Here is a 20,737-nt window from a genome sequence, read left to right as displayed (position 1 = left end):
GATCGTTCCCAAGGCCGGCGTGGGGTTCGCCTCCTTCGAAAACAACGTGCCCGTCACCCGCCAACCCGTACCTAGAGATTCCCGATACGGATAATCAGCAGCACGAGCGCCGAAGCGGCGCCGATGGCTGAGAGCACCGTGTTCAGGCCAAACTTCTGTTTTGACGAGGACTCCAGAAAGATGATATCGCCTTCCTGGAGCGTGGGGTACGCCGACCCCTCGGAGAGCATTTTTTTGACGTCGGAGCTGTAGATCTCCGTCCGCCGGCTGACGCCGCCCCGGTATACATGGATGATCACCTTCTCCTTCGTCTGCGAGCTGCTCTGGCCGATGTTCGGCACCTGCGCCGCGGTGAGCATCTCCAGGAAATCGACATCGGTTTCGACCTTCCAGATGCCCGGCTGCCCCACCGCGCCCCAGACGTACACCATCATCGTCGGCCGGCCCGGGCGCGAGAAGTCGACCAGACGTTCTTCGGGTTGCGCGAACGCCAGCTGGCTGCCCAGCGAAAGCGTCAGCATCAGAAGGAAAATGCCTTTAAAAAGAACACGAGAAGGACACATCATACGTGCTACCGGGGGTTGATCATATTCTGGGCTTACCGGATCGACGACCTGAATCAATCGTCACTTCTAAAGTCGATCCGACGGGCCACGTCACGAGAAAAAGAGCGAAAATATCGGGCGGGTGTGCATGTCGAAGGCTCCGACCCCTGGCAACCCAGCGACCGGAGCCTTCGTGCTGCATGAGGCGCCCCGGCCGGGCGTCAGGGCCGCGGCCCGGCGCGGCGCATCAGGCGCGCGCGCCGTTGGATACGGGCTGGTCGTAGCTGTACGAGCTGTCGTATCCGTAAATGTAATACCCCTTCATGCCGGCGCGGCGGGCGTCGAACCGGTTGAGGATGACGCCGGAAACCGACACGCCCACGGCCTCCAGCGTCTGGCGCGTCACATTGAGCGCCTGCTGGTCGGTCGCGTCGGCGTTGACCACCACCACCGTGGCGTCGCAGATGGTCGACAGCACGACGGCATCGGTCACCGCCAGCACGGGCGGGGAGTCGATGATGATAGTATCGAACATTTCCCGGAGGCTATTAATTCCGTCCTTGAGCAGCGACGAGCCGACCAGCTCGGACGGCCGGCTGGACGTGCTGCCTGCCGGCACGAAATGCAGGTACGGGATCGTCGTTTCAAACTCTTCGAGCAGGAACTCGCCCGGATGCGTCAGCAGATCGACGAAGCCCGGGGCGCGGTCGCGGCCCATCAGCTTGTGGCACGACGGCCGGCGCAGGTCGAGGTCGATCAGCAAGGTCCGCCGGCCGCTCTCCGCCATCGTGATGGCGAGGTTGACCGAGGTGACCGTCTTGCCGTCGCCGGCTTCGGGGCTGGTGATCAGCACCACCTGCGGCGGGTTGTCCTCGAACAGAAAATCGATGTTGGTGCGCGTGAGCCGGTAGTTCTCGGCGATCGACGACGTCGGCTGGAGCGCCGCCACCAGGTGCGCGCTGAGCTGGGCGCCGTTGTATTCGACCAGCTCGCTGCCGCCATGCGACTCCTTGATGTCGCGCTGCATCTCGGGGATGACGCCCACCAGCTGGAAGCCCATGTCGCGCACATCGGCCGGCCGCGCCACGCGGCGATCGACGGCCTTGCGGACGAACGCCAGACCCGTCCCGAAGCCGAGCCCGAGCAGCAGACCCAGGATCAGGCTCTGCGTCAGGTCGCTGCCGACCGGCAGCGGCTGCTGCGCCTCGCGGATGATCGAGACGTTGCCGATGTCCGACTGCTCGGCGATTTCGGCCTGCTGCAATTCGGACTGGAGCGTCTTGTAGCCCTGCTCCACCACCGCGCGCTCGCGCTCCAGCTGCTGGCGTTCGAGCGTCATCGTCGGGATGATCCGCAGCTTCTTTTCGGCCTCGGCAACCCGCCGGCGCAGCGCGCTCACGGTCAGCGTGAGTTCGTTGATCGTGATATCCTTCGTCAGGATCTGCGCCTTGAGCTGCGTCGCATAGCTGAGCGGTTCGACGGTGCCGCGCGTGGTGGCGTTGCCGGCGCTGAGGGTCTCCCGCACCAGCTGCTGCGCCAGCGAATTCTTCCGCTCCTCCAGGTTCTTGATGCCGACGATGATCTCGTTCAGCTCCGGAATTTCGGCCTCGCGGCCGCGGCGCGACGGGTCGTGGATGTAATATTCCTCGGCGTCCATCTTGAGCTCGGCGATGCGGTCCTGCAGCGCCGTGATCTCCCGGTCGATGCCCGAGCTGACCTGCTCGACGAGGCCGGGCGCGACGCGCTCGTATTCCTCGACGAGGTGGTCGCGGGACCGTTTCTCGGTCTCGAGCTGCAGTTCCTTGCTCTCCAGATCCGCCGTGAGCGTGGCGTATTGCGTCAGGAACAGCTCACCCGTGCTGCCGCCCGAAATCGTCTCGCTGTTGCTGAACATGGCTTCCCAGCGGTAGTCGAGGGCCGCCAGCTCCTCCCGGCGCTTCGAGAGAAGCTCCTGCACGAACTGACGGGCCTGCACGAGCCGCGCGCGGCTGCGCTCCTTGTCCATCAGCTGATATTCCTGCGCGTACAGGTTGGCCAGCCGCACGGCCTCCACCTGCGACGGGCTGATCGCCTTGATGGTGATCATGTTCTGCTCCGAGGGCATGAACAGCACCCGGATCCGGATGCGCAAGGCGATTTCCTCGAGCGTGAGCGGCGGGCTGCCTTCCGGCGCGTGGAGCACCGAGAAATAGGCGTTCGAGCCGAGCGCGTCGGCCACTTCGATGAGCCGCTGCGCCACACGCCGGCTCAGCTCGCCCGAGTTGTTCAGGAAGCTGAGTTCGTCCGCCTGGGTGTAGACATTGACGCTGTAGGCCGAGAGCCGGTCGGTCGGCGAGGTGGTGGACGACTTGTTCGACGCGATGGAAACCAGGCTCGACGCCTCGAACAACGGCGTCTCGGTAAATTTATAGGCGACGATGCCGGCGGAGATGAGCATGCAGGTCACCAGGATGATCCACTTGCCCTGGCGAATGGTATTAAAGATCTCGCCGACGTCGATAGACGTCTTTTCAGGCGCAGCCACGGCCGGATACACCGCCCCGTTGGACACGGGGCGTTCGGCAGGCACCAGGGGCTGCGAAACGCGTCTTTTTCTCTCTAATTGATTCATATTCTTGGACGAAACCCCGAGGGGGGTATACATGTGATTGCTCTCCTTTCGACACCACGCGCGGCTGGACAGAACACCGAGGGAAAGGTCTCCCTCACGCCTCGTTATCGCTCTCCTTCCGCCATGCGTATCGATGATCGAGCATGTATTCGGTTTGTCCGAAGTGCCGGCCGGCGAGGCGTCTCCGCCCCGGGCCGTTGTTGGGATTCCGACCGATCAACTGGCTCCGTGGCCCGTCAGAACGACCGGAAGGGTTTTGAGGAGGATGTAGTAATCGAGCGAAAGAGACCAATCCTTGCGATAGTTGACATCGATTACTACGCGCTCGCCAAAGCTTAGCTGATTGCGACCCGATACCTGCCACAACCCGGTCAAACCCGGATTGCACGCCAGCACCACCCGCTCCTTGCCCAGCATCTGAGGAATCTCTCTCGGGATGTAGGCGCGGGGACCGACGAGGCTCATGTCGCCCATGAGTACGTTCCAGAGCTGGGGCAACTCGTCTAGACTGTATCGGCGGAGGACCTTGCCGATTGAAGTCACCCGGGGATCGTCGCGCAGTTTGTGGAAGATTTCGTATTCCTGTCGTTGCACCGGATCGTTGCGCAGAATCTCCTGGAGCTTCTCTTCCGCGTCCAGATGCATCGTCCGGAATTTGATCACGCCGAAGGTGCGTTTCTTGTGTCCGAGCCGCTGCTGGACGAAGAAAAGCGGGCCCGGGCTGGTGATTTTGGTCATGATCGCCACGGCGAGCAGCAGCGGGGCGAAGACGACGAGCATGGCGCTGGCGAAGCCGATATCCATGCCGCGCTTGATGAGGCGCTGGTAATACGCCGGCTCGCGGGGCTCCCAGGTCTCGACATAGCTGTCGATCTCGCGGGCGTCGACCAGCACCGGGTGATCCGGCGAATCGCCGCGGACGACGAAGATCTGATCGAAGATCGACAGGGCCTTCAGCGTGCGGAGGTACATCGTCTCCTCGGCGCCCTCGAGGGCCAGGACCACGAACGGGATCCGGTGCGACTGCGCGAGCATGCGGTAGAGCCGCGTGCTGGAGAGCGTCGGAATGCCCATGTACTGGCCGTTTTCGATGTCGTCCTGGAGCAGGGCGACCGGCTTGACGCCGAGTTCAGGCGACCGCTTGAGCAGTTTCACGGCTTCTTTCCCGGCCGCGCCGCGCCCGATCACGAGGGTGGACAGCCCCCACCACGAAGCGCGGGAGAACATGATCCGCGTCACCACGCGCATGAACGGCACGAAAAGGATGAGCAGCGGACCCGCGATGCCGTAGAGCAGGAACAGGCTCATCGCGCTCGGCGCCACGAACGAGGCCGGCAGCGCCAGGCTCAGAAACACGAGCACCGAGGCTTTCGTGAGGCCGAGCAGCTCCTTTTCGGGATGGATGGCGAACGGCTGATACAGGTTGCCCGCGGCGTAGGCCACGAGAAACAGCGAAAAGGCGGGGATCAGCAGGAACGGCTCGGGAAGCGCCAGACCGGTCAGCTTGGAAGCGACCAGCAGGGCGTTGACCACCGTGCAGAGCGCGACGACGTCGGCCATGAGCAGGGTGAGCTGCGTAAGCCGGCGGGACGTCGACAGGCGGGTCTGCAGCGCGGTGGCGCGGCCGACCTGCGCTTCGGTGACGGAAGGAGCCGATACGGAGGAAGTCAATATGTCGTTTGCGTACACTTTCACAGTCCTCAATCGCTATTCGATTCCAGTTGTCATGTACTGCGCATAAGCACGCTCAATCACGTCACTGAACGCCGCGCGGAAGCGGTCGGCGGAGAAACGGAGAGCGTTGTCGCGGATGCGCTGGGGATCGAGTCGGCTGTAATTTTCGTCGAGCGTGTCGAGCGCGGCCCGGATGCCGTCGATCGTCTGCTCGTAAAAGAAGAATCCTGTTTCGCCCGGTACGACCGTCTCGGTCGCGCCGCCGCGTCCGTAGGCCACCACCGGCGTCCCGCAGGCCTGGGCCTCGACCGGAATGATGCCGAAATCTTCTTCGGCGGCGAAGACGAAGGCGCGGGCGCGCTGCATGTAGTCGCGCAGGGTGTCGAAGGGCTGATAGCCGAGCATCGTCACGTTCTTGCCGGCCTTCTCGGCGATCCGGGCGTACTCGGGGCCGTCGCCGATCACCACCAACTGCTTGTCCGGCATCTGCGAGAACGCCTCCACGATGAGGTCGATGCGCTTGTAGGGCACGAGGCGGGACGCCGTCAGATAGAAGTCATCCTTCTTCGTCTGGAGCGCGAACGCCGTGGTGTCGACCGGAGGATAAACCACATCGGCCTTCCGCCGATACGTCTTCCAGATCCGGCGCGCCACGGTGCGGGAGTTGGCGACGAAGTGATCCACCCGGTTCGCGCTCACGGCATCGAACAGGCGGACATAGTGGAGAATCGCCTTCGCCAGCAGGCCTTTCATGCCGCGCTCGAGATTGCCTTCCTTGAGATACTGGAAGTACAGATCCCAGGCGTAGCGAACCGGGCTGTGGACGTAGCTGATGTGGAGCTGGTCGGCCGTCGTGAGCACGCCCTTGGCGGCCACGTAGCTGGAAGAGACGACGACATCGGCGCCCCGGAGATCGAACTGCTCGGTCGCGAACGGTACAAAGGGCAGATACATCCGGTACTTGCTGCGGGCGAAGGGCAGCCGCTGGATCAGCGACGTGGTTACCGTCTTGCCCTGCAGGAAGGCGCGCTGGTCGTCGGGCAGGAAGTCGATGAGGCTGAAGAGCTTGCAGGCCGGGAGCACGTGAATCATCTGCTCCAGAACGCGCTCAGCGCCGGCGTAGACGGGAAGCCAGTCGTGTACGATGGCCGTCTTGACCGAGGCGGGCAAAGGCGAACCGCTCTTCGGCTCCTGCCGAGTGGCCGGCATTACGGCGCCGGGTGCGGTAGCTATGTCCAAGTCGCTGTACATTACGTCGATTACGGTAGATGATCGTGCCCTGGTGTGATCGCCGTCTGGAGCATGTGGGACACTCTGATGGCTGTACACACATACAGCGCTAGAAACATCGCAAAAACCGACACGGGATCTGTTTCGATGCTATCCAGAGTGTGTCACGAAACTATGCTCTTTTGCCGGGGGGCACGAAGCAGGTTGGGGGTATCGTGAGGCGAGACGGAAGCGGAAGCGCGATGTGGTAGGCGGGATTCGCGGGGTTCCGTGGGGCGTACCTGATCTCGAACGCACCGCAAAATTACAACGCGCTGCAGGGTTGGACGTGCTTCTATTGACCGAACATGCGCGAGCGAAATGGCGCAGGAATACGCGAGGGCATGCGCCATCGGCGCACGAAAGAAGGACTAAACGGGAAATCGCACATCGCAAATTAGCCGACGTGAAAGGCAGCAAAGCCCTCCAGCAGACCAATTTGCGGTTTACGATGTGCGATGCAAACGATCCTGGCTACTGCATCTGCCGCTGCCCGTGCATCCACTGAATGGCGTACTGCATGAGGCCGGCCACGGAGTCGAGTCCGAGTTTCTCCTTGATGCGGCGGCGGTAGGTTTCGACGGTCTTGCGGCTCAGATTCAGGCGCTCGGAGATCTCCCCGAGGCCGGCGCCGTTGCCCAGCATCTCGAAGATCGACATCTCACGATCCGTCAGCTTGCCGACGATGAAGCCGTTGTGCTGCTCCTTGACCACCTTGCCGAGAATGCGCGACGTCATCCGCCGGCTCAGGTAGACCTCGCCGCGCATCACGCTCCGGATGGCCTCGACGATGTGCTTGGTCGGCTCGCTCTTCGCCAGGTACCCCAGCGCGCCGGCGTGGATCGCCCGCTCGGCGTAGGCCAGCTCGTCGTACATCGAATAGATCAGCACCTGGACGCTCGGGTACTGAGATCGGATGTTCTGGACCACGTCGAGCCCGTGCGCGTCGCTGAGGGAAATATCGACGATCGCGACATCCGGATGGTTTTCATCCATCATGCCGAACGCCTCGCCGGCCGAACTGGCCTGTCCGACCAACTCCATATCCATCTTGTCGCGGATGGTATAGGCCAGCGCTTCCCGGATGGCGGGATGATCGTCGACCACCATGACTTTGATGCGGCGAGAATAGATGTCGCGCGTGGTCTGTGGGGGCATCGGATTCCAGAGTGTGTTCACGCTCACAATGCTACACGTTTTACTTAACACCGTTAAGTGCTCTAAAAGTACTGGCTACGCCAGTTGGAGGGGGGAGCGGCCGCAGGAGAGATCAGCTGGAGACAGACGCGCCCGGATCACAGGAGAGATCGGGTCGCGTGAGCATCCCGCACAGAAGTGGTGGTTGACGGGTGTCTCGATGCGCTGGTGCTTGTGGCGGAAGCAAGGTATTCAACGCCCCACGGGCGGGGCACTACCTTTGGCAGAAAGATCGTATGTAGTTTTAGCGCATATCCTGTATCCGGATCGAAGGACACCCCGTAACGGGTTTCGGGCATAAAAAAGGGAGCCGGCGATGCCCGCCGGCTCCCTTTTCGGAGTTCAGTAGTCGGTGTTCAGCGTTCAAGGCGGACACACCGTGGTGCTCCATGCCTTCATCTTGAACGCCAAACCTGGAGCCTTAAACCGCTCCCGCTCAATGCGCCTGTGCGTCGCTCTGTCCGTAGCGCCACTGGACGGCGTACTGGAGCAGTTCGGCGACCGTTTCGAAATCGAGTTTTTCCTTGACGCGCCGGCGGTACGTCTCGACGGTCTTGCGGCTCAGGTTGAGGCGCTGCGTGATTTCCTGCACGCTGTAGCCCTCGCCCAGCATCTGGAAGACGGCCATCTCGCGGTCGGTCAGCTGGTCGATCGCGAAACCGGGGCTCGACGAACGGCCCGTGGCGATCTTGCTGAGCATGCGCGAGGCCATGCGCCGGCTGAGGTATACCTCGCCCTGCATCACGCTGCGAATCGCTTCGACGACGCTCTGCGTCGGCTCGCTCTTCATGAGGTACCCCGATGCGCCGGCGCGGATCGCGCGTTCGGCGTAGACGCTCTCATCGTACATCGAGAACACCACCACCTGGACGTTCGGATACTGCGCCCGGATATTCTGAACCAGATCGAGCCCGTGCGCATCCTCCAGCGAAATGTCGATGACCGCGACATCCGGCTGCATCTTTTCGACGAGCTGGAAGGCCTCGTCGGCGTTGCTGGCCTGACCGATCAGCTCCATCCCCATCTTGTCTGCAATAATATCCGCGATAGCCTCGCGAATCGCAGGATGGTCATCGACCACCAGCACGCGGATGCGGCCACCGGTTGACTTCGGCGAACTCATGACGTTCATATTGATTTCAGCGGAATTCATCTATGTATCCTGTGGTTTCTCGTGAGGATGTCCTCTCAGACGGGTCAATACATGGGGATGCATGCCTGAAAATCATCCCATGTTCTTCTTCATATCGGTTTTTTTACCGGGCCATTAAATGGAGCCGCCCTCGCCGGCACGCCGGCTACGCTGGAACTGTCGTCCCATCGCGCGCCGGGACGGAGGATCAGGCGAACTGCGTTAGCTCATGCTTAAGCAGGTTTTCCTTGATGACACAGCGTACAATCGTTCCTTTGCCGGCGGACGACGAAATATCGAACGAACCTTTAATCGTTCGCGCGCGATAGTCCATGCTGTTGAGGCCGAGCGACTTGCCCGTGCGGACGGCGGGATCGAAGCCTTTTCCGTCGTCCTCGATGCTGAGCGTGATCTCGCTCCCGCGCGCGTTCAGCGAGATCAGGATCTCGGAGGCCTCCGCGTGCTTGAGCGCATTGTTGACGGCTTCCTGGGCGATGCGGTACAGATGCATTTTCGTATCCTTCTCCCAGACATCCACCAGCCCGTCCGTCATGAACGAGCACGTGATGCCCGGCAGCCCCGTCGTGTTGTGCGCGAGTTCGTTGAGCGCGGTCGCCAGCCCTTCGTAGAACAGCTGCGTCGGCGTCAGGCCGCGGTAGATTTCGCGGACGCGCCGCGAGGCCTGCTCGGCAAAGCCCGACACCTTGCGCGCCTGGACGGCGCTGTCGTCTTCCTGCTCGGTCAGCTTCTCGGCCAGGTTCTGGCTTAGCATGCGAACGCCCGTCAGCAGCTGCCCGACGCCGTCGTGCAGATCGCGCCCGATGCGCTGCTGCTGCTCCTCGAGCGCCTCGACCATCTGCCGCTCGAGCATCACCCGTTCCGTCACCTCAACGCAGCTGCCCCAGACGCGGATGAGCGTGTCGTCCTTCACCGTCCCCACCGCGTTGATGACGAAATGCCGCAGGTGCTGGCCGTTGCAGGCTACAGAATATTCGTGGTTGTGCAGCCGGTACCCGGAGCGAACCAGCTCGTCGACGAGCGCCACTTCCAGATGGGGCATGACCACGTTGAGCCGGCGTCCCAGCAGCTTCTCGGGATCGCGGCTTCCCAGCAGGATGGCCATCACGCGGTTGCATTCCGCCAGATCGGCCAGTTCGCAAAACGCGTTGACCTGCTCGGAAATCGATCCTTTCGTCGATACGGGCTTCTCCAGCTCGATGCGCCAGATCGCCTCGGACGTGGTGTCAACGAACGTGCGGTAGCGCTCCTCGCTCTCCCGCAGCGCCTCTTCAGAAATTTTGCGTTCGAAGTAGGTGGACAGCAGGTCGCCCAGCACGCTGAGCACCCGGCTGTCGGCTTCGCGCCACTCCGGAGGCCGGCCCCCGTATTCGACGCCGAGATAACCGTGCAGCTTGCCCTGGGGCGACAGCACCGGCACCGCCAGCGCCGTCTGTTTGCCCTGTTTCGAGGCCTTGGACAACCGCGTGCCATTCCACTTGCAGACGAGCCGCTGGGCCTCCATGTTGGCGCCCCCGCCAAAGTCCGGCAACAGCGTGTCGTCGTTTTTGGCCTTTTCCCAGATGCGCGGCTGCGACAGCTCGTGCAGCGCCTCCGGCGATTCCTGCATCAGCTGCCGATCCGAGGGGATCTCGACGAAATAGACCGTTTCGGCCCCTACCGCCTCCCCCATCAGCCCGAGCAACTGCTCGAAATTGACCTGCCCGACCGACACCAGCTGCTGCGACGCCTCGACGAGCGCACTCTCGACGCGCAGGCGATGCTCGATGCGCAGCTCCTGCTGGCGGTTGGCCGTCACGTCCCGCAGGACGTCGCGCAGGACCACGATCGCGCCCTGCATCTCGCCCCGCTCGCGCAGCGGCGTCACGGACAGGGTCACCTGACGCGTCCGCCAATCCTTCAGCACCAGGGTGTCGCGCCCCGACCACACGCCGCGATGTTCGAGTTCGGACTGCACCGCGGGGTCTTTCTCGAACGGCGTATTCCGCTGGCGCACCAGCGACTCGTACGGCTGGCCGATGGCCTCGCGCGCGGCGAGACCGAAGATGATTTCGGCGCCCTGGTTGAAATACGTGACGATCCCGTAGCGGTCCATGGCCAGGATGGCCTCGCTGACCTGCCGGAGGATCCGGGACTCGAGGTGGAGCTGCTCGAACGATTCGTCGCTATCGGCCCAGTGCGCCGCTCCGCCATCGCCGGTGAGCGCATCGATGCCCTGTTGTTTTTCTATAGCGCCGCCGATACCCAAGGATAAGCTCTTCAAGATCGATTCGTCATTTGGCGTCCAGAGAACGCACGTATGAAAATGTTCGAGTCCGATTACCCCCCAATACGCCCCATCCACGAGAATCGGCACGAAAATGCACGACTTAACGCTGGCCTCGCCGGCCTGCTGGCCCGCGAACGGCGTCTCCCGGTTCGATGGAAAGGCTACGACCTCGCCGGCTTCGAAGCGGCCGGCCCAGTGCGCGTAGCGGGTAAACAGCCCGTGCCGTTCGAGGGGCACGTCCAATCGCTGCCGGCCCACGGCCGAGACCCAGCTCTGGACCACGTCGAGCGTGGGCGGAGCATCCCGGTGCGGCCGGTGACGGGCCACGTAGGCCCTGTCGAGCCCCAGCGCCTTGCCGAGGGTGCGGAGCGCGGCGAAGAGCGCGCGGGGGAAATCCGAGTTGAGCAGGAGCTGACACTGCGCGGCGGCCACACCCCAGAGCAGATGGGTGTGCCGGCGGTCGCTGGCCGCCCGAAACCGGGCTGCCCGGTCTTCGGATCGCTCTAGTTTGCTTTCAGCGGTTGATTGCATCTGCTGCATGCCACGAATAGCCATTCGATGCAGGGGGAACCGAACTGGCTCGATTCGTGCGTGTCAGCGCATGCGATGTGCCGAAATAGCTCAAAGCGTATGCCATGTATTCCCCGGAGGTACCCTGTAGAACGAACGTTTCGGATCGGAGCAGAACGATCCGGATGCGATAGCCCGATGCGCGAGGTGGCGCACCGGGGGGAGCGCGTCGTCGCCTATCTTGCCTCGAGATCGCCCCACGAACCCGCCGGCGCCGGTTCAAACGGGGCGGTGCCGCCGTATGAGCCTGCCGAACATGCCGCCCCGCTTCATCCAAAAAAACGTGAGCGCACAAAAACAGCGATGGACGCAGCCAGATCGTGGGAGCGCCCGTCGCGTCGGAAGGGCGCTGGTTGGAGTTTAGCTTTCGACGCATATGCCAAATGTCACAGGACTATGCTCATTCGGTCGAAAGGTTATTGCGTCGACGCCTATCTGGCGTCAGTTTTCGCATCCGATCGCGTACAGAACGAATAGCATAAAGGAGCCCACCCACTGAGCCATTAGTAGCGACGTATGTCATCCTTCCCTGGCGTTTTAGAACAGAGCCTGCTGCTGCAGTGCGCCTATCCGGTTGCCACGCCCCATAAAAGGCTGCAACCCGATCCCGCGTCGCTCTCTGCCCTGAACTGGCAGCTCGTCCTCAAACAGGCTCGCGCGCACAGCATCCTGCCGCTCCTGCACCGTTTTCTGAGCCAGAACCCGGAATGGGACCCGCCGGCCGACGTCGTCGGCTTCCTGAGCAGCCACGTCCTGGAGCAATCGGTCACCAACCTCTTCCAGCTGCGCGAACTGATCCGCATGCTGGATGTGCTGAACGAGGCCGGCGTCCACGCCATCCCGTTCAAGGGCCCCACGCTCAGCGCGTATCTGTACAACGACACCGGGATCCGCCCCTTCAGCGACCTCGACCTGCTGATCGACCGCGAGGCGTTTCCCCGCCTGAAAGAGGTGATGATGGCGCAGGGCTATCGCCCGTTCCGCACCTTCACGCCGGCGCAGGAAGAGACCTTTCTGGAGACGCAGATGGGCTACGAGTTCGTCCGCCACGACGAGCGCGTGGTCTTCGAGGTCCACTGGTCGTTCCTCAACAAGGTGCACGCCTTCCGGCTCGACCCCGCCGCCGTGCGCGAACGGTCTCAGAACGTAACGGTCGCGGGTAAAAACGTACCGATGTTCGAGCCGGCGGATCTGCTCCTGTATCTCTGCGCCCACGGCTCGAAAAGCTTCTGGGAGCGGCTGCGCTGGATCTGCGACATCGCCGAACTGGTCGTCCGGCATCGCGAGGACGATACGATCGAGACTGCCCGCAAGCGGGCGCGCGCCATCCAGTCCGAGCGGATGCTGCTGATCGGCCTGAATCTTGCGCAGCATCTTCTCGATGTCGAACTGCCGGGCGATCTCAAACAGGAGCTGCGCTGGGACGGCACCGTCGGCCAGCTCACCAATGCGGTGGTGCAACAGCTGTTTACCGGGACGAACCTCCCGCCGAAGTACCAGCTGAACTTCCACCTGCAGATGCGTGAGCGCTTCCGGGACCGGCTTCCCTACTACCGGCATATCGTCCAGCTGTATCTGTACGGCAACGAAAAAGACCGCGCGCTGATTTCGCTGCCGCCGGCGCTTTCGTTCCTGTACCCGGTCGTCAAGCCGTTCCGCCTGATCCGCGACAAACTGGGATTTGCGCCGGCGTATTCCGGAGACGATTCCGTCCGTCAGGAATTTTGATCGACCCATCACCGCATGCCGCCGCCGAGCGACGGCCCTTTCCTGGCTGAGGCGCCGCGCGACCCGCGCGGTTTCGCCGCCAGCCGGCACACCGATTCCTGGAATCACCCGAACATCCCTATGGAACTACGCAAGAAGCAGCCTTCCGCGCTCGCGCGCCGGGTCGAACATACGGTCACGATCCGCGGCGACAGCATGCTTCCGGATCTCGCCCCCGGTGAGACCTTCCACTTCGTACCGGCCGACCGGGTGACGCACGACGGACTCTACGTCGTCCGCCTCGATGGCCATGAGATGGTCAAACAGATTCAGCGGCTCCCGGGCAACCGGCTCCGCGTCTCCAGCATCAATCCCCGCTACGCCTCCTACGACCTGGAGGAAGACGACCCGTCGATCGCCATTCTCGGCCACACCCTGCACGACTCCATCAGTCCGGACGCCCTCTTCAGGGCGCGCTAGGCCGGCCTCGCCGCCCCCATCCCACTTGCCCGAACTATTCCTTACCTTACGGCACTTCATCCTGAACGAGTGCCGGCGATGCATAACAAAACGATAGGTAAGTACCTCAAGGAGACGTCCGCCCTGATCGAACTGACGGGCGGCAATCCGTTTCGGGCGCGCGCCATGGCGAACGCGGCGCGCACGGTAGAACGACTCGAAGAACCGGCGGCCGATATGCTCGCCGCCGGCACGCTCACGTTGGTCAAAGGGATCGGAGCCGGCCTCGCCGCACAGATCGACGAACTGGTGCAGACCGGCAGCTTCGAGGCGCGCGACGAACTGCTCGGCGCCATCCCGCCGGGCGTGCTCGACATGATGCGGATCAAGGGGCTCGGCGCCAAAAAGGTGCGCGCCATCTGGCTCCAGCTCGAAATCACGTCCATCGCCGAACTGGAGGAAGCCTGCACCATCGGCCGGCTGGCCGATCTGGACGGTTTTGGCGAAAAGACGCAGGAGAACATCCTCGAAAATATCCGCCTGCTCAAGCAGTACAGCGCCCACCGGCGCTACGCCGACGCCGCGGGGCAGGCCGCATCCCTGATCGAGGCCTTGCGCGGCGCCGTCGAGCGCCTCGAACCGGCCGGCGCCTTTCGCCGCAAGTGCGAAACCGTGGAGCAGGTCGATCTGCTCGTCACCGGGGCCTCGCCCGACCGCGTGGCCGAAGCCTGCGCCCCCTTTGTCAGCGCCGCGAAGACCGCGGCCGGGCCGGACGGCCAGACCGTGATCGACGGCGCGCTCCCCGACGGCTTGCGCGTCGTCATCCACCTCACCCCCCCGGAACGGTTCGGCACCGCCCTGTTCCAACTGACCGGGGCTGAGGTCCATGTCGCCGCGCTGACGGACCGCCTCGGCGGGCTGCCCGAGGTGGCCGAGGAGGACGAACTCTACACACGCGCCGGCCTCGCGCCCGTCCCGCCGGAGCTTCGCGAGGGGCGCGGCGAGCTGGAGGCCGCCGCCGGCCGGCTCCCCCGCCTCATCGAATACCAGGATCTCCAGGGCACGCTCCACAACCATTCGCGCTACAGCGACGGCGCCCACAGCCTGGAGGAGATGGCGGAAGCCACCCGCGCGCTCGGGCTGTCGTATTTCGGGATCTGCGACCACAGCCAGTCGCTCGTCATCGCGAACGGACTGGCGCCGGAACGCGTTGCGCAGCAACAGGATGAGATCCGCCGGCTCAACGCCGGCTACGCCGGGCGCGGCATCCCCTTCAAGATTTTCAGCGGGATCGAGAGCGACATCCTCGCCGATGGCTCGCTCGACTACCCCGAGGACGTGCTCGCCTCGTTCGATCTCATCGTCGCGAGCGTGCACACCCGGATGAACATGAACGAGGCCGACGCCACCGCCCGCATCGTCCGCGCCATCGAAAACCCCTATACGACCATCCTCGGCCACCCGACGGGCCGGCTCCTGCTCGTCCGCGAGGGCTACCCGCTCGACTACGAGCGCATCCTCGACGCCTGCGCCGAACAGGGCGTCGCCATCGAACTGAACGCCAATCCCTACCGGCTCGACCTCGACTGGCGGTGGATCAAGGCCGCCACCGACCGCGGCGTCATGATCTCCATCAACCCAGACGCCCACACCCGCGAAGGCCTCGCGGACATGCGCTGGGGCGTCGAGGCCGCCCGGAAGGGCTGGCTCGAACCCTCCCAGTGCCTCAACGCCCTCTCCCTGGAGGCGTTTTCGGAATGGCTGAGCCGGCCGCGCCCGAAACGGACGCGCCGGTAAGCGCGTTTCTCGTTGGCACAAGACGGCCGGGGCCGGATGAACGCTCGCAATCGACTTCCTTTTCCGATACCGCACCTCCCGCAGGGCGCTACCCTCCCGTTTGTCGGGCTGGGGGCGCGGCTGTTCTGGCCCGTCGTGGCGCTCATCCTGCTGGCTATCGCGTCGACGGCGACGATCTGGTTTCTCGCATACGGCATCACCCCGGGGGTGCCGAACAGCGCGCGGCTCCGGGGCCTGCAGCAGCCGGCGGAGATCGGATGGCTCGCCGACGGCGGCGTGCGCGTCTCGGCGAACGACGAGCGGGACGCGGCCGTCGCGCTGGGGTATGCGCATGCCACATCCTACCTCTGGCAGATCGCCCTCTGGCGGCAGACGGCACGGGGCGAACTCACGCTCTGGTTCGGCCCCGATCTGCTCGAACTCGACCGTTTCACCCGCGAACTCCGGTTCGAGTCGCTGGCCCGCGAAACCTTCCGGACCCTGCCCGCCGGCCAGCAGGACTGGCTGCGCGCCTACGCGGACGGGATCAACACCGCGTTCGACGAAACCGCCTTCCTGACCCGCGACGAGTTCGCCCTCCTCCAGATCACCCCGGATCGCTGGCGCCCCTGGCATACGCTCGCGATCGAACGGCTGATGGCCTGGCTCGCCGTGCAGCTCGATACGACCTCCGCGCCGGCCACCCAGCCGGCCTCGTTCGCCCGCTTCCTGGCGTCCGACCGCGCGCTGCGCTCCTGGCTCCAGCTCCACAGTTTCGACTACGGCTTTGCCTGGGTCTACAGCGACTCGACCGACACCCTGCTGGGCGAACGCTATGTGACCGGATCCACGCCGACGCCGCTCCTGCTGGAGACGCTCATCCAGACGCCGGCCGGATCCCGCATCGTCGCCGGCATCCCGGGCTCCCCCATCACGCCGACCGGCCGCTCCGGCGCCGGCAGCTGGGCGGGGCTGCTCCACAGCACGGCCCGGCTTCGCATGGCCCCGACCGCCCTGTCGGATAGCGTCCCGACGATCCACGAGCGGATCGAGGGCCGCGGGGGACTGGAGTTTTTGCACACCTTCCGTCCGGGAGACGGACACATCCAGTTCTTCTCGCTCCCGGACACCAGCGGTTCGATCCCCGACTCGGCGCTGACCCTGTTCTGGTCCGGCCTCGGCCCGGGGACGGACTTCGACGCCTGGCGTCAGCTGGCCACGGCGGACAGCGCGGCGTTTTCCCTCTTCGACGGCGCCACGGTTCGGATGCGTCCGGATGGGTCGTGGGATGTCGCCGGCGTACCGCCCTACCGCGAGACGGTCGGCTCCGTCACCCTGATCGGCGGCACGCCCTGGACGCCGTACCTCGCGCGCCACCTCGACGCCTTGTCCCGCGTAGCGGACGACGCCGGCCGGCTCGCCACCTGGAACGACGACTGCTACAGCGAGTGGGCGGCCGACCTCACCCCCCGCTTCCTGGCCGCCCTGGGCCGATCGGACAGCCTCACCGCCATCGACCGCGACGCCCTGACCTACCTGCGCAACTGGGATTTTTCGTACGCGCGCGCCAGCATCGGCGCGGCCATCTTCGAAGCCTGGCTGACGCAACTGCAGCGCGGCGCCCTCGCCGGCCCCGGCGACTTCGACACCCTCCCCGAGGACGCCGTCCTGCTGACCGCCTTCCGCTCCGCGGTCGATGTGCTGGCCGATTCGCTGAGCAACGACCTGAGCACGTGGCGGTTGGAGAACTACCGGCCAAGCATCTTCCTGTATCCGGCCTGGTCGCACGGGGGTGTGCTGCAAAGCAACAAACACATGCAGGCGGACACCCGCTTCGCCCCCCTCCAACTGCCCGGGCGCGGTCATCCTTCCACCCTCTGCTGGGGGTCGTTTGAAACGAACGACGGCTTTCAGGCCTCCGCCACCTGGGATGCCTGGACCCACGCGGCCGCCAACGACACGCTGTACACCCTTCGGCGATCGCTCGACGCCTCCGGATTCCTGGGGCGGTACCGCATCCCGGTCCAGCCTCCGGATGCCCATCGCCTGCACGCCGGCATGCCGCCGGAATCCGTAACGCGGCTCGTACCGGCCGAGCGATAAACGTCCTGCCCCATGACGCCCCCCAGCCTGTATATCGGCATCGACGCCGGCGGCACCCGCTCGCGGCTGCTCGGACGCACTCGGGAGGGCGAGACGCTCATTCAGGCCGAGGGGCCCGGCGCCAACCCGCACCGGATCGGCTACGAGGCCTCCGCCCGACTGCTGGCGGAGCTGATCCAGACCCACTGCAGGGTCCAGCCGCTGCACCGGCTCGCGGGCGTGGGCCTCGGCGTCGCCGGTCTCGGCCGGCCGGCCGACACGGAAGCGTTCCTCGATGCCTTCCATCGCTACCTGCCGCCGCTCGCGCCCGACCGGCTGGTCGTCCTCTCCGACGCCGATCTGGCCCTGCACGCTGCGTTCGGGGCATCCGGCAGCGGCGCGCTGATCATCGCCGGCACCGGCTCCATCGTGCTCGCTCGAACCGCAGAGGGCGAACGGGTTCGAGCGGGTGGATGGGGGTATCTGCTGGGCGACGAGGGTGGCGGATACCGCATCGGGCAGGCCGGCCTGCAGGCCGTCGCCCGGGCGTACGACGGCGGTCCACCCACGATCCTGGCGAGCCTCCTGCAAGGATCCTTCGATATGACGCGCCCCGAGCACCTGGTCGAGCGCGTCTATCGCCCCGACTGGTCGATGGCCGCCGTCGCCCCGCTGGTGCTTCAGGGCGCGGCACAGGGCGACGCCGTCTGCAAGGCCATCCTTCACGCGCAAACCACCGCGCTGGCCGGCCAGGCCGTGATGCTTCTGCGGACCAACCCGACCATCGACCGAACGCTGCGCTTCACCGGCGGGCTCACCGACGACGCCGGCTTCGCCTCCCTGCTGGCCGGCGCACTCAAGGAAGCCCTGCCGGCACTCGACGTGGGCCGGCTCTCCACCTCACCCGTCGAGGCGGCCGTCAATCTGGCGATGACGGCGTGACGAAACGCGTGTCGGTTACAGCCGGCACCCCATGGTAACCCTGTCGAACCCGGGGCCAAAGCCATCGGGTGCAACGACTTCGACGCGAAACCCCAGCTTCTCGTAGAAGCCCTGAACCTGCGGAATGGTATGCAAACGCACCTCGCCGGCGACGCCGGCCTCGCGCATGGCATCCAGCCTGTGGCGCACCAGCCGGGTTCCGATACCTCGTCGATGTAGTGCGGTGTCGACCAACCCCCAGGTCAGCACGGCCACCCCATCGGGATCCATCGCCCAGCCACCGGCGGCACACATCGCGCCTTCGTGTTCGATGACGACGTACGGCCCGGGCAGCGCATCGAGGAAACGCGCATAGTCGTCCCGGTCGGAGGGCAGGAAGTAGCGGGGCGTATTGCCGGCGAGCAGGGCGAGGCAGGTCGCTCGATCGGCCGGCATATACGGTCGCACCACGAGGTGCTCGTCGGGGGGATGCACAGAACTCACCGGATGGCGATCGGCCGCGAGGGCGAGCCGGTGGCCCCCTTGAGCCGCAAGGGCGTGACGATGAGCAGGAATTCCCATCCCGGATCGGCCATCAGGGGGCCGAAGTTCATAAACTCCAGGTTGCCGATCCCGTTTTTCATCGTCAGCTCGGGGTGGACGCGCATCGCCGCGCCGTCGAGGGCGAGGTCGGACCCGACCATCGCCGGCTGCCGGCCGATGATCCACTGCACCACGTCCATCCCGATGGCCGGGATGACGCCCTGGTTGTGGGTGATCGGATCGGGCCAGAGGGTCCACCAGCCGAAGTTGAAGAGCAGCGCATCGCCGGGGCGGAGGTCGTTTTCATTCATCCCCTGCCGCGCCAGGGCGCCGCGTACGTCGGCCAGTGTCGCCTCGTAGTGTTCGGGCAGGCGCTCGACGCCCTGGTAGCCGGCCAGGTCGATCAGCACGCCCCGCGTGATGATCGGTTTGATGTTCTCGACCCCGAGGCGTTGCAGCCCATAGGGATCGGCCATCTCGTCCGACGTGAAACCGTTGTAATAGACATCCGTCTCCCTGCCGTCGGCCATCGTCATCCGCTGGCCGACATGCCCCATTCCATCGAACTGCGTGCCGACCTGCCCGATTTCGCTGGCGATAAACTCTTCGTTGAACACCAGCTTTTGATCCCCAACCGGCCCGCTGGTCGGGAGGCCGGGCATGACGATCGCGTAGGTGCGCTGGCCGAGCAGCGGCATGCCGCGCTCGTAGACGTTGCCGAGTTCGTAGACCTTGCCGGTCTTGACGAGGGCGATTGCCTCCAGGATTTTCTCCGGGGTGATCCAGTTCGAAGCGCCGGACTGATCGGCGGCGCCCCAGAGGTCGTTCGGCCACCAGGGGCCGGCGTCACGGGTCTGTGCGTGGAGCGGCAAAGCCGGCGCCATGAGCAGGACCAAAACGAGGAAAGCGATACGTCGCATCGGAGTCGTGAGATCGTGTGGATTTGGGTCGCGTGGCTATTTCAACGGCGTCTCCGTGTGCGGCCGGCCGTTTGTCGTCAGGATCTGAAAATGGTGCACCCGGTACCCGTCATAGGTCCAGACGACCTCCTTCCGGGGCGTCACCTCGAACAGCTTGACGCCTTCGGTCGCCCCGTAGCTCGCGATGACCGTGTGGCCATTGGGCAGGCGCTGCGCGCCGCAGGGGTCGACAAAGATCGGCGTCGGAACGTCTTCGTTCGACATCCGCCAGACCACAGCGCCCTGCTCATCCACCTCGATCGTCTTGTTGCCGTGCGTGAGGTTGATGAGGGTGTGCCCGTTTTCCAGCCGGATGGCCGTGAACGGCCAGTTTTCCCCTTCACGCCCGCCCAGCGGGGCGAGGTCGGTTCGGATCGTGTTCACGACTTCGCCGGCCGGCGTGTATTCCTTCACCGCAAATGCCAGCAGGTGCGGCACCAGGTAGTTGCCGTTCGGCAGCTTGCGCGCCATGCGCGTCTGCATGTGCGCGTTGTCCGTCTCCGGCTGCAGCGGCGTTTCGTGCACCACGCGGCCTTCCCGCTCCACCTCGACGATGCGAGGCTGCACGCCCAGCTCGGTGATCAGGGTGAGGCCGTCGTCGAGCCGGACGGCGGTGCCCAGTTCGGCGTTCGGGCCGCTCAACGCGTACGAGAAGACCACGTTGCGGCCGGTGTCGAATTCCTGGACGACGTCGCTCCAGCAGATGAGCACGTGTCCGTTCGGGAGCACATACCCGTCGCGCGCGCCGGGACGGCCGGCATCCCAGATCGTTTCGCCGCGCTCGCCGATGATGCCGGTAAATTCGGGGCCGGCCACGAAGAAGGAGTGCGTGATGGGCACGGTGGCCATCGAAAGTGGCGGCTGCGCCTCGGGCCGGCAGGCGGCCAGGCCGGCGAGGAGCGCGATAAGCACGCAGACGGAAAAGCGGGGACGGATCATGGGGGATGGGGCTTGAGGTGGGACTGGACGACGCAGTATACGCACGCCGGGCTCTCTGCGGTAGAG

The 20,737-nt window shown here is 64.7% G+C and carries 15 protein-coding genes; 5 read left to right on the top strand and 10 right to left on the bottom strand.

Annotated features, from left to right (window positions below):
* Positions 1-71: 71 nt before the first annotated feature.
* The 7 genes from R2834_11005 to R2834_10975 all read right to left on the bottom strand — a co-directional run bounded on the left by R2834_11005 (position 72) and on the right by R2834_10975 (position 11,246).
* A complete protein-coding gene (locus R2834_11005; GenBank protein ID MEZ4700849.1) occupies positions 72-521 on the bottom strand; it encodes a hypothetical protein in 450 nt (149 codons plus the stop codon).
* A gap of 271 nt (positions 522-792) precedes the next feature.
* Complete coding sequence (locus tag R2834_11000; GenBank protein MEZ4700848.1) at positions 793-3,114, bottom strand: polysaccharide biosynthesis tyrosine autokinase; 2,322 nt, start codon at positions 3,112-3,114, stop codon at positions 793-795.
* Positions 3,115-3,372: 258 nt separating this feature from the next.
* The gene (locus R2834_10995; GenBank protein MEZ4700847.1) at positions 3,373-4,827 is read right to left on the bottom strand and encodes an exopolysaccharide biosynthesis polyprenyl glycosylphosphotransferase; all 1,455 of its coding nucleotides are present in this window, start codon (positions 4,825-4,827) and stop codon (positions 3,373-3,375) included.
* Between the two features lie 36 nt (positions 4,828-4,863).
* The gene (locus R2834_10990) at positions 4,864-6,069 is read right to left on the bottom strand and encodes a glycosyltransferase family 4 protein (GenBank protein MEZ4700846.1); all 1,206 of its coding nucleotides are present in this window, start codon (positions 6,067-6,069) and stop codon (positions 4,864-4,866) included.
* A gap of 504 nt (positions 6,070-6,573) precedes the next feature.
* Positions 6,574-7,257 (bottom strand): response regulator transcription factor, encoded by a 684-nt coding sequence (locus tag R2834_10985; GenBank protein ID MEZ4700845.1) that lies wholly within the window; start codon positions 7,255-7,257, stop codon positions 6,574-6,576.
* 475 nt (positions 7,258-7,732) lie between these two features.
* On the bottom strand, positions 7,733-8,449 hold the full coding sequence (locus tag R2834_10980; protein ID MEZ4700844.1) for a response regulator transcription factor: 717 nt from the start codon (positions 8,447-8,449) through the stop codon (positions 7,733-7,735).
* Positions 8,450-8,636: 187 nt separating this feature from the next.
* Positions 8,637-11,246, bottom strand: coding sequence for a GAF domain-containing protein (locus R2834_10975; protein ID MEZ4700843.1), 2,610 nt, complete (start codon positions 11,244-11,246; stop codon positions 8,637-8,639).
* A 555-nt stretch (positions 11,247-11,801) separates the two neighbouring features.
* Here R2834_10975 and R2834_10970 point away from each other — a divergent pair.
* The 5 genes from R2834_10970 to R2834_10950 all read left to right on the top strand — a co-directional run bounded on the left by R2834_10970 (position 11,802) and on the right by R2834_10950 (position 18,251).
* Complete coding sequence (locus tag R2834_10970; protein MEZ4700842.1) at positions 11,802-13,013, top strand: nucleotidyltransferase family protein; 1,212 nt, start codon at positions 11,802-11,804, stop codon at positions 13,011-13,013.
* Between the two features lie 120 nt (positions 13,014-13,133).
* The gene (locus R2834_10965; GenBank protein MEZ4700841.1) at positions 13,134-13,472 is read left to right on the top strand and encodes a S24 family peptidase; all 339 of its coding nucleotides are present in this window, start codon (positions 13,134-13,136) and stop codon (positions 13,470-13,472) included.
* Between the two features lie 78 nt (positions 13,473-13,550).
* Entirely contained in the window at positions 13,551-15,248 is a 1,698-nt protein-coding gene (locus tag R2834_10960) for a helix-hairpin-helix domain-containing protein (protein MEZ4700840.1), read from the top strand.
* 36 nt (positions 15,249-15,284) lie between these two features.
* A complete protein-coding gene (locus R2834_10955) occupies positions 15,285-17,330 on the top strand; it encodes a penicillin acylase family protein (protein ID MEZ4700839.1) in 2,046 nt (681 codons plus the stop codon).
* Positions 17,331-17,342: 12 nt separating this feature from the next.
* Positions 17,343-18,251, top strand: a complete 909-nt coding sequence (locus tag R2834_10950; GenBank protein ID MEZ4700838.1) for a BadF/BadG/BcrA/BcrD ATPase family protein — start codon at positions 17,343-17,345, stop codon at positions 18,249-18,251.
* 15 nt (positions 18,252-18,266) lie between these two features.
* On the opposite strand, the gene R2834_10945 is transcribed toward R2834_10950, so the two are convergent.
* Genes R2834_10945 through R2834_10935 form a run of 3 tightly spaced genes read right to left on the bottom strand, consistent with a single transcriptional unit; the run spans position 18,267 to position 20,671 of the window.
* Positions 18,267-18,725 (bottom strand): GNAT family N-acetyltransferase, encoded by a 459-nt coding sequence (locus tag R2834_10945; GenBank protein ID MEZ4700837.1) that lies wholly within the window; start codon positions 18,723-18,725, stop codon positions 18,267-18,269.
* 5 nt (positions 18,726-18,730) lie between these two features.
* A complete protein-coding gene (locus R2834_10940) occupies positions 18,731-19,693 on the bottom strand; it encodes a cyclase family protein (GenBank protein ID MEZ4700836.1) in 963 nt (320 codons plus the stop codon).
* Between the two features lie 36 nt (positions 19,694-19,729).
* A complete protein-coding gene (locus tag R2834_10935; GenBank protein MEZ4700835.1) occupies positions 19,730-20,671 on the bottom strand; it encodes a hypothetical protein in 942 nt (313 codons plus the stop codon).
* Positions 20,672-20,737 lie beyond the last annotated feature (66 nt).

Source organism: Rhodothermales bacterium, assembly GCA_041391505.1.
GTDB lineage: Bacteria > Bacteroidota > Rhodothermia > Rhodothermales > JAHQVL01 > JAWKNW01.
This window is presented reverse-complemented; position numbering and strand designations above follow the sequence as displayed.

Coding starts and splice junctions, on each gene's coding strand:
- R2834_10950 (MEZ4700838.1), top strand. CDS start 17,343: ATGACGCCCCCCAGCCTGTATATCGGCATCGACGCCGGCGGCACCCGC.
- R2834_11005 (MEZ4700849.1), bottom strand. CDS start 521: ATGCTGACGCTTTCGCTGGGCAGCCAGCTGGCGTTCGCGCAACCCGAA.
- R2834_10980 (MEZ4700844.1), bottom strand. CDS start 8,449: ATGAATTCCGCTGAAATCAATATGAACGTCATGAGTTCGCCGAAGTCA.
- R2834_10975 (MEZ4700843.1), bottom strand. CDS start 11,246: ATGCAATCAACCGCTGAAAGCAAACTAGAGCGATCCGAAGACCGGGCA.
- R2834_10935 (MEZ4700835.1), bottom strand. CDS start 20,671: ATGATCCGTCCCCGCTTTTCCGTCTGCGTGCTTATCGCGCTCCTCGCC.
- R2834_10960 (MEZ4700840.1), top strand. CDS start 13,551: ATGCATAACAAAACGATAGGTAAGTACCTCAAGGAGACGTCCGCCCTG.
- R2834_10955 (MEZ4700839.1), top strand. CDS start 15,285: ATGAACGCTCGCAATCGACTTCCTTTTCCGATACCGCACCTCCCGCAG.
- R2834_10970 (MEZ4700842.1), top strand. CDS start 11,802: ATGTCATCCTTCCCTGGCGTTTTAGAACAGAGCCTGCTGCTGCAGTGC.
- R2834_10940 (MEZ4700836.1), bottom strand. CDS start 19,693: ATGCGACGTATCGCTTTCCTCGTTTTGGTCCTGCTCATGGCGCCGGCT.
- R2834_10965 (MEZ4700841.1), top strand. CDS start 13,134: ATGGAACTACGCAAGAAGCAGCCTTCCGCGCTCGCGCGCCGGGTCGAA.
- R2834_10985 (MEZ4700845.1), bottom strand. CDS start 7,257: ATGCCCCCACAGACCACGCGCGACATCTATTCTCGCCGCATCAAAGTC.